Consider the following 8657-nt stretch of genomic DNA (forward strand, 5'->3'; position numbering starts at 1 on the left):
AGAAAAGGCCTTCCACCTGCTCAACGTCAGCCCCGCAATCTGTACCCAGTAATCGTCTCGTTCACGCACGCATAACCTTGAGAAATCAATGGTCTACGCGCGGCGCACACTCAAAGTTCGGACTAGTCGATGCACGAGCAATGAAGGAGTGACTCTCTGACACTACCCGTCCACCTGCACAACTGGATTAGAGTACATCCACTGGCACGCCAGTCGAAACTTTGAGTTGCACGGTCAACGCAGGCGATACCCAAGCGTTGCCGGTATCGGCGAATGTCCCAAATGAGGAGACGATCGCAGTCGGCCCGCAAGATCTTGTGACTGATTCTTCTGGCGAACTACCATGCCGCAGCGAAGCCTCGGTTCTCCCTCCGTCGGACCCGTGACCACACTGGACAACCTTGACGGCATCGCACCGATCGCGGAAGCGCTGATCAAGACGCTAGCGGGTAAAGCCCGCATGGGTCGACTGGATGAGTTGAAAGCGCTGGAACTCCTGCAGCAAGCGAGTCGGTTGTAAATCCGCGGCGATCTGCGAATGTGTCGTGCTGGGCGCCGGGCTCCGCTTCTAATAAGCGGAGCCCGGCTCCAGCGACACATTCCCCTTCTCTGCCGATGCGATCCTAAAGACCTCGCAATACCTCCGGATGCGCTCAAGGCGTCTGCAGTGCGCCATCCATCAAACGCGTCTGCGTCCAGTGCGTCACGTTGCGCTCACACGGATACTTCGCCGCTTCCTTCTCGTCGATATCGACACCCAGCCCGGGCTTGTCATTCGCATAAACGTAGCCATTGCGGAACTCGGGAAGTCCCGGGAACACGTCGAGCAACGCGGCGCGCGGGCCTTTAAGCTCCTGAATCACGAAGTTCGGCGGCTCCGTGCCAGACCACTCCTGCACGCCAAAATTGCGCGACGCAAGATCAATATGAATATTGGCCGCATGCGCGAGCGGTGACATATCGCCCGGACCGTGCCAGGCGGTGCGCACGCCGAACTGCTCGGCGAAGATCTGCAACTTGCGCCCGGCCGTAATGCCGCCGATCTGACTCAAGTGCACGCGGATGAAATCGATCAGCCGCTCCGTGATCAGAAAGCGCCACTCGTACGGGTTGTTGAACAGCTCGCCCTGAGCAAGCGGAGTCGTGGTCTTTTCGCGAAGCTGACGCAGCCACTCGCCTTCCTCGAGCGCGATCGCATCTTCGAGAAAGAACAGCTCGAACGGCTCCAGTTCGCGTGCGAAGCGGATCGCCTCCACCGGCTTCAATCGCTCGTGAACGTCGTGACACAGCGCGACATCGAAACCGATCTTGCTGCGGATGCCGTCGAACAGCTTGAGCGTGTCGCGCATGTACTTGCGGCTGTCGAGGTAGATGCCGTCGGGCGCGCCTTGCGGCGCACCCGATGGTGCGTGGCCGAAACCGCCACCGCCGTATCCGCCACTCTGGCAGCGGATGTGCGTGATGCCCTGCTCGCGATAGCGCTGGATGTTGTCGCACAGTTCGGCGAGATCGCGGCCGTCGGCATGTCGATAGATCGGCACGCCTTCGCGCACCTTGCCGCCGAAAAGCTGATACAGGGGCATGTTCGCCTGCTTGCCCTTGATATCCCATAGCGCCATGTCGATACCGGAGATCGCGTTGTTCTCGATCGGACCGTTACGCCAATAGGCGTTCTGGTGCATCAGTTGCCAGAGTTCTTCGATCGCTTCGGCATCGCGCCCGATGAGGAGCGGCCGCAGATACTCATCGATCAGACATTTGACCGCCAGGTGTCGATACGCGAAAGTCGCGCAGCCGAGTCCGTAGAGCCCGTCCTGATTCGTCTCGACCTTCACGACGATGAGATTGATGCCTTCCGGGGCGGTCAAGATGACTTTGACGTCGGTTATCAGAGTTGCCATTGTTTTATTTCGCGAGAGCCGAAGGAACCGATTTTTTGCCTGCGCTGCCCGACGGCGTAGAGCGCTCGCCCGAGTGCGCCGGCACCAGTATCATCAAGACGACTGAAGCGAAAAGCGCCACAGCCATGAAGGCGTAGGACGCTGCGGGGCTGCCGGTTGCTCCGTTCAGGTAGCCTACGACCCATGAGCCGAGGAACGCGCCGAGCGCGCCGCTCGCATTGATGAACCCAATTGCGCCACCGAGTACGTTGCTCGGAATCAGCTCAGGCACGAGTGCGAAGAACGGCCCGTAAGGCGCATACATGGTCGCGCCGGCGATCACGAGCAACGTGAACGACAGCCAGAAGTTCGAGCTGCCCACGAGATAAGAGCCGACGAACGCAATGGTGCCGATCAACAGCAACGGCCAGACGAAGAGTTTTCGGTTGTTCGTTTTGTCGGAGAGCCACGAGGCAAGCAGCATCAGCACGATGGCCGCGAGATACGGCACCGCCGCAAGCCAGCCGACCGACACGATATCGATCGTCGATGCCGACTTCAGAATGGACGGCAGCCACATGATGAAGCCATACACGCCGATACTCCACAGCGCATGGATCCCGCAACACTTGAGGACGATCGACGAACGGAACGCCGCCTTGTAGTCACGCACCGGCGCGATATGCGCCTGCTCCGCTTTCAGGCGCGCATCCAGTTCGGCCTTCTCGGCGTCGGTCATCCAGTTCGCATCGGCAGGCTTGTCCTTCACCGTGAACCACCACACGATCGCCCAGGCAATCGCCGGCACGCCTTCGATGATGAACATCTCGCGCCAGCCGAAACTCTTCACGAGATAGCCGGAGAGCACCGACATCCACAGCACCGTGACCGGATTGCCAAGGATCAGGAACGTGTTCGCGCGCGAACGCTCGGTGCGGGTGAACCAACGACTGATGTACATCAGCATTGACGGCATCACGGCCGCCTCCACGATGCCGAGAATGAAGCGCAGGGCCATCAGCATCGGGATATTGCTGACCATGCCGGTCAGCGCCGCACACGCGCCCCACAGCAAGAGGCTCGCGAAGATCAGCTTCTTGACGCTGTTCTTCTGTGCATAGATGGCGCCGGGAATCTGAAACAGGCAATAGCCAAGGAAAAACAACGAGCCGATCAGCGACGAAGTGGCATGCGTGATGCCAAGATCCTTGTCGATGCCGGCGGCGGCCGCGAAGCCATAGTTCGCGCGATCGAGGTAGGCAAGGCTATAGGTGATGAAGATGATGGGCATGAGATACCACCATCTCTGCGGCGCTACGGTTTTAACGTGATCCATGATGTCTCCGGAAATCGCAATCGACGTATTCGATGTAGTCGACGTGATCAAAGGACGGCGAGCCAGCCGCCATCGACGTAAATGATTTGCCCGTTCACATAGCTCGACGCGGGCGACGCCAGATACACTGCCGTGCCGACGAGTTCTTCGGGCTTGCCCCAGCGTTGCGACGGATTGCTGCTCTTCACCCACGCGTCGAAGCTCGCGTTGTCAACGAGCGCCTGGTTCATGTCGGTGAGGATGTAGCCGGGGCCGATCGCGTTTGCCTGGATGTCATGCACGGCCCATTCGGCGCTCATCGCGCGTGTGAGCATCTTGATCCCGCCCTTTGCTGCCGTATAAGGCGCAACGGTCGCGCGCGCACCTTCGCTCGTCAGCGATCCGATGTTGATGATCTTGCCGCCGCGGCCGCGCGCAATCATGCGTCGCGCCGCTTCCTTCGCGACGATGAACGCGCTCGTGAGATTGGTATCGATCACGCGTTGCCAGTCGGCGAGCGCGAGTTCGAGCATCGGCTTGCGAAACTGGATGCCAGCGTTGTTCACGACGATGTCCACGTCGATGCCCTCCGCGTCCCATGCCGCGAACGCAGCAGCAACGGATTGCTCGTCGGTGACGTCGAATGCTCGGCCGCGTGCGTCGAAGCCTTGCTCTCGCAGGCGGCTGACCGCCGCATCGACCGTATCGGCCTTCGTTCCGTTGACGATGACGCCGGCGCCCGCAGCCGCAAGCCCTTCCGCCAACGAATAGCCGATGCCTCGCGCCGAGCCGGTGACGAGCGCCGTGCGGCCGCTCAAATCGAATAATTTAGTCATACTTATTTCTCTTTCGAATGCATCAAATCGTGGACGCGAACGCGCCTGCGCGGCCTGATCAGCAGGCTGCGGTCTTGTCACGACATGGCTGAAACAGCGTTACAACGGCTGGTCGTTTGCGGTGCGGACCAGCGCCGCCCGATCGTCGAAGTCCTTTTCGGCGCGCTCGATCAGCCTGAGCACGGCCTGCTCGGCCGCTTGCGCGTCGCCCTGTTCGATGGCGATACACAGCGCTTCGTGCATCGGCAGTGAACGCGCCGGTCCACCCTCGATCTCCGAGCTGAGTTCGAAGCTCGTGCGCAGAATCGCGGAAAGCGCGTTTTGCATCTGCTGAATGAACTGGTTGTGGCACGCAGTCAAGATCGCGCCGTGAAAAGCGAGGTCCGCGGGTACATATTCTCCGTGGCCCGCCACCGCGCGCTCCATCGCTTTGAACGCGCGTCGCACGGCTACACGATCCTCAGGCGTCGCGCGCTTCGCGGCGAGCTTGGCGGCGTTCGGCTCGATGATCGTGCGCAACTCCATCAGGTCGGCAACGAGGTCGGCATCGACCGCGCCGGCACGCGCGCGCCACGTAATCACGTCGGGATCGAACAATTGCCACTCCGAGCGCGGCAGCACGATGGTGCCGTGACGGCGGCGCACCTGAAGCATGCCCTTCGCGGACAGCGACTTCATCGTTTCGCGAATGGTGATGCGGCTCACCTGCATCTGCTCCGCGAGCTCGTCCTCGGCGGGCAGGATGTCGCCCGGCTGGAACTGACCCGAGCAGATCTGTTCGCCCATCTTGTTCAATACCTGCCTGTGTAAGGTCGCCATATCATATCGCTCTAGGTCATACGTATGATCTAGAATGTAATCGCGATCGACGGTCGTGAACAATCAGGGTTGACCCGGATCGTGGTGAACGAGGTGGGGAGCGTTGAAAACCTCAAGTTGCAACGCCGATGCGAGCCCGAACTGCTCAAGAACTCGGCAGCTGCTCTTTCGTGACCGTGCGCTGGAAACGCAGTGTATGCATGGCCTTATGCGCTCGACGCCCTGCTCTCCAATCTTCACGATCCCGACAGGGCGGCCTTGGCGCAGGCCATGAAAGACCAAGTGGCGGCGCACACAGAATTACTCGGTCGAGTACTACAACCCAGGTCGATGACGGCAGACCGACAGCGCTTTTTCAATGGGGCCAACACGAACCCGCCGAGGTGGAGCGGGATGCGGCCGTTGTCGAGTCGTCGACGGCTGCCCGATGCAGCGAAGAAAAGGGGCAGCACCCGTGCACCGACGAGCACATCACCCGTCGATCTGCGGCGCTGGTGTTCGGCGGTGGTCCCGTTACGGCAGGTCCTCAGTCAACGGTGGCTGGATGGGGCCAGCGAACAGGCCACCATCAAAGTACGCGTCATCGAGTTCCATGATGGCGTCGTCTCCCATCAGAATAGCGACGTATTCGCCCGTCGCCTCGCCGGGCACTTCGGAGATTTCCGCGATGGTTTGTTGGGGCGATCGCTCGTCCACGAAGCGCAACCAGTAGTAGCCCGGGGCGGTTGGCCGTGTGTTTGTCCATTCCATATCAGGCACTCGCGTCATCGTTTGACGAGTCTGTTGCGACTACATTATCGCTCCTATCGCGGCACGCCGATCAGCGATGACACCTGTCGCCGCCCCGGTGGGTCGGCCACTCCCGGCTCGCGCTAGCGGAACACATCGATGCTCTTCAGCCTGTTCATTGGATCACGATCGCCAATGGCTTGAGCGGAGCCGTTCGACGCTCGCCATACAGGAGTGACGAAATCCATTCCAAACCAGGTCGTCGGCTGCCCGGCTCGCGAAAAGCCACGGACGTCGCTTGGAAGCGCACGAAATCTCCCTGGTGAACCATCCGAGCTTGGTCGCGTGTCGAAGGGGCGCCGGCTCTGCGTACCTGTTTCGGTGCATTGATTCGGATCGTCTGTCTCGCGTACTACGTTCAGCACGCGGGCTTTGGCGACACCGACATGACGAGCTACGCACACGCCGAAGCGGGCGCGGCAGGATGATCCTCACAGAATTGGCCGGGGTAACTGTCTATCGTATGCATGTTCCCAGGTGGGCTGTCGCGCGAATCGAGTCGGGCTCAATGCGCTCTATCTGGCCTTGGACCACGACACGGCCATCAGAGAGTATCAGCAGTTATCTTCCTTGATGCCGCCGGGGACCTTGGTCAGTTACAACCTCACGGCCGCTCCGATAGTCGATTTCACCAGCGGGTACGAGAGCGGAAAGTGGTCTCCTCTGTGGGAGGAGGATTTCTATTGCGACTGGCGCCACTGCTGGTTCAATGAACGGATCGAGCCGCCCAGCTGGATCCTTGGCGATGAGGTCGTCTCGAGCGGTGCCAAGGGTATCCTCTTCAACTCACGACTGACGCCTGACGGTACGAATCTCGTACTGTACACACAGCCTCTTGACTCGACGGACCATCTCGAAGTCTACGATCCGCATAACGCTCTGCCGAAAAACCAGTCTTCTTGGGATTGAGCTTCGGAGAGTTCGACGGAAATCGGCACGTGCGCCCTTGCCTCCCGACGAAATCAATATGGATATGACATCGCAGGTCGAACATGCCTGAAGTGGCCGAAGGCTTCATCGGATCGGCACGTTTGTGCGGCTCCGTTATTTCGGATGGCGAACGTTCACGTTACTTATATAAAATTCGAGCTGCAGACTTCGACAGAATGAACTCGTCAACCTTCCGGCACGACAGGAGTCGGCGGGCAAAAAAGGACCGACTCTCACTGTCCCTCCAGTGCACCCATTGATGGCCGTGACTTAGCGTGCAGCAGCCACTCGAATGGCCGAGTGACTATCGCAACGAATGACAACTTGTGGCCGAGAGTACGCATCCGCCGATGCGTAAGCCCGGCATTCGCGGTCGCGGGCCGGACCTCGGATGGCATGGGATATTCAGCGCAACGTTCTGGGTTGGACCAGACTCGGCATCATGTTGACATGCTGAAACAGCCTACCCTTCGTCGGCTGGTAAACGCCGTTTCTTGTAGGTCACCGCGACGGGCGCGGGAGGCGTAGAAGGCGGGTACGGAGTTTCGTTGGGATGTGGCTCCTGCGTGGACGCGAAGAAAGCATCGTTGAGCGATTCCTCGAGCGTATGCCCGAAATCGCCACTGAGGATTGAACGGCCTGCGTTATCGTCACCTGCCCCGCGGTCCCGTTGAATGGCTGCTTCGTTGTCTCCCTCTCGGGATACGGCATCGATGGCTCCTGCCGGCGTTGTCTGGACCCCATGGGGCGCGCCGGACAGAGCCCACTGGAACACAAGTTCTTGCGCTCGTGCATAGGAACATGTGATGACACCGCGAATGGTCTCCAACTGTAGTGCGCGCCGAGCCGTCAGTGTCTCTTCGTCAACATGTTGGTCATCGCCAAGCATGAACGCAGCAATGCCTAGCGAATTTGCCTCGCCTGCGGCTAATTTCGCAGTGGTCGCGACCAACTCGCGCCAGCGGTCAAATCCGCATCCCAACGCGACGGCCTCGAGCGCCTGATTCAAGCGCAACGCGTTCTTGCCGCCGGCCAGTTCCCGCAGAAGTTCTGCTTTTTCCTGCGCGGCCTCGGGCGAAATCAAATAGCGCGCCTTCTGCTTGTCTGCCATACCGATACTGCCCTCCCAGAACTTGCTAGACACGACGGGTTCGGCGCTCTCAGCGAGCGACCCCGGTCACATAAGCACGCACAAGCCCCGCGGGATCATGCAATTGTGCTTTTAGAGCGACCACAGTACACCCGACGCAGAGCGGCTTCAACCTGCCACGCAGGATCCGAAAGCCAGCTTACCGGCCGACGGTAGGTCGCACGCTATTTCGAGGCGTGTGGCACCTCGAAATACTTCTTCATTCGGCCACGAAATGACCACTGCGGATTGTCGATCGACGCCCGCGACGCCTTTGTCGCCCGCCGAAGGCCGACGTCGCGGCTTTGCTGCCCGGGTTCTCGCGAACGCCGGGTGCCAACTGCTCGGCGCGCAGAACATCGACGGGCTTGCGTATCGCTCGAACCAGACGCTCTTCTGGTCCACCGACGACGCCGTGCCATGCTCGCGCGTGCAGCACGATCTCGCAGGCGGCGACGCTCGCGGCGCTGGAAGGCGGCACGGATTTCCTGATCGAATGGATCGATGCGTTGCGCACCTGCCGCGATCTCGTGGCCGATACGGTGGCACGCTGCCCCAGCCTGCGTTGCGATGCACCCGATGGCGCGTTCTATGCCTTCGCGGACTGCTCGGGCGCGATAGGTGCTACTACGCCTTCGGGCGATGTCATCGCTACCGAGCTCGACTTCGCCAACTATCTGCTGGAAGCGGCGGATGTCGGCGTGATGCACGGCAGCGCGTTCGGCGTGGAGAACCCTGTGCGGATCGCGTATGCTGTTCCGATGCCCACGCTGCGCGACGCGTGCCGGCGCATCGAGACCGCGTGTGCGGCGTTGACCCCCGCTGTCGCCGCGGTCTGAGGCGCCTAAGCACCAGACGCCATGCCTGCTACACGTCGACACATGTGCCGTGTCGCGGGTTTTTCTTTTTATCGGATGGCCTTCCATGCTCTATCTCATCGAAGACGCTACCCCCGAGCC

The 8657-nt window shown here is 60.5% G+C and carries 10 protein-coding genes; 3 read left to right on the forward strand and 7 right to left on the reverse strand.

Translation table 11 applies throughout. The features are described 5' to 3' along the window. Positions 1–382: 382 nt before the first annotated feature. Positions 383–520 carry a hypothetical protein gene (locus tag AWB78_RS47960; protein ID WP_232478086.1) on the forward strand — a complete coding sequence of 46 codons (138 nt, stop codon included), beginning with the start codon at positions 383–385 and terminating at the stop codon, positions 518–520. A 133-nt stretch (positions 521–653) separates the two neighbouring features. Here AWB78_RS47960 and AWB78_RS40395 read toward each other — a convergent pair whose 3' ends face one another. The 5 genes from AWB78_RS40395 to AWB78_RS40415 all read right to left on the reverse strand — a co-directional run bounded on the left by AWB78_RS40395 (position 654) and on the right by AWB78_RS40415 (position 5600). Next, a complete protein-coding gene (locus AWB78_RS40395; protein ID WP_062612626.1) occupies positions 654–1901 on the reverse strand; it encodes an enolase C-terminal domain-like protein in 1248 nt (415 codons plus the stop codon). A 4-nt stretch (positions 1902–1905) separates the two neighbouring features. After that, positions 1906–3216, reverse strand: a complete 1311-nt coding sequence (locus AWB78_RS40400) for an MFS transporter (RefSeq protein ID WP_062612628.1) — start codon at positions 3214–3216, stop codon at positions 1906–1908. 47 nt (positions 3217–3263) lie between these two features. Next, on the reverse strand, positions 3264–4031 hold the full coding sequence (locus tag AWB78_RS40405; RefSeq protein WP_062612630.1) for an SDR family oxidoreductase: 768 nt from the start codon (positions 4029–4031) through the stop codon (positions 3264–3266). Positions 4032–4130: 99 nt separating this feature from the next. After that, positions 4131–4850, reverse strand: coding sequence for a FadR/GntR family transcriptional regulator (locus AWB78_RS40410; protein WP_062612631.1), 720 nt, complete (start codon positions 4848–4850; stop codon positions 4131–4133). A gap of 513 nt (positions 4851–5363) precedes the next feature. Beyond that, the gene (locus AWB78_RS40415; protein ID WP_198399455.1) at positions 5364–5600 is read right to left on the reverse strand and encodes a hypothetical protein; all 237 of its coding nucleotides are present in this window, start codon (positions 5598–5600) and stop codon (positions 5364–5366) included. Positions 5601–6164: 564 nt separating this feature from the next. Here AWB78_RS40415 and AWB78_RS40420 point away from each other — a divergent pair. Beyond that, a complete protein-coding gene (locus AWB78_RS40420) occupies positions 6165–6548 on the forward strand; it encodes an RES domain-containing protein (RefSeq protein WP_232478087.1) in 384 nt (127 codons plus the stop codon). Between the two features lie 484 nt (positions 6549–7032). On the opposite strand, the gene AWB78_RS40425 is transcribed toward AWB78_RS40420, so the two are convergent. Both AWB78_RS40425 and AWB78_RS48970 read right to left on the reverse strand, forming a co-directional pair. After that, complete coding sequence (locus tag AWB78_RS40425) at positions 7033–7713, reverse strand: hypothetical protein (RefSeq protein ID WP_062612635.1); 681 nt, start codon at positions 7711–7713, stop codon at positions 7033–7035. A gap of 205 nt (positions 7714–7918) precedes the next feature. Beyond that, the gene (locus tag AWB78_RS48970; RefSeq protein ID WP_232478089.1) at positions 7919–8215 is read right to left on the reverse strand and encodes a hypothetical protein; all 297 of its coding nucleotides are present in this window, start codon (positions 8213–8215) and stop codon (positions 7919–7921) included. Here AWB78_RS48970 and AWB78_RS40430 point away from each other — a divergent pair. Further along, entirely contained in the window at positions 8190–8537 is a 348-nt protein-coding gene (locus AWB78_RS40430; RefSeq protein ID WP_232478088.1) for an aminotransferase class I/II-fold pyridoxal phosphate-dependent enzyme, read from the forward strand. The genes AWB78_RS48970 and AWB78_RS40430 overlap by 26 nt on opposite strands. Positions 8538–8657: the final 120 nt, after the last annotated feature.

This window comes from Caballeronia calidae (assembly GCF_900044055.2).
Lineage (GTDB): Bacteria > Pseudomonadota > Gammaproteobacteria > Burkholderiales > Burkholderiaceae > Caballeronia > Caballeronia calidae.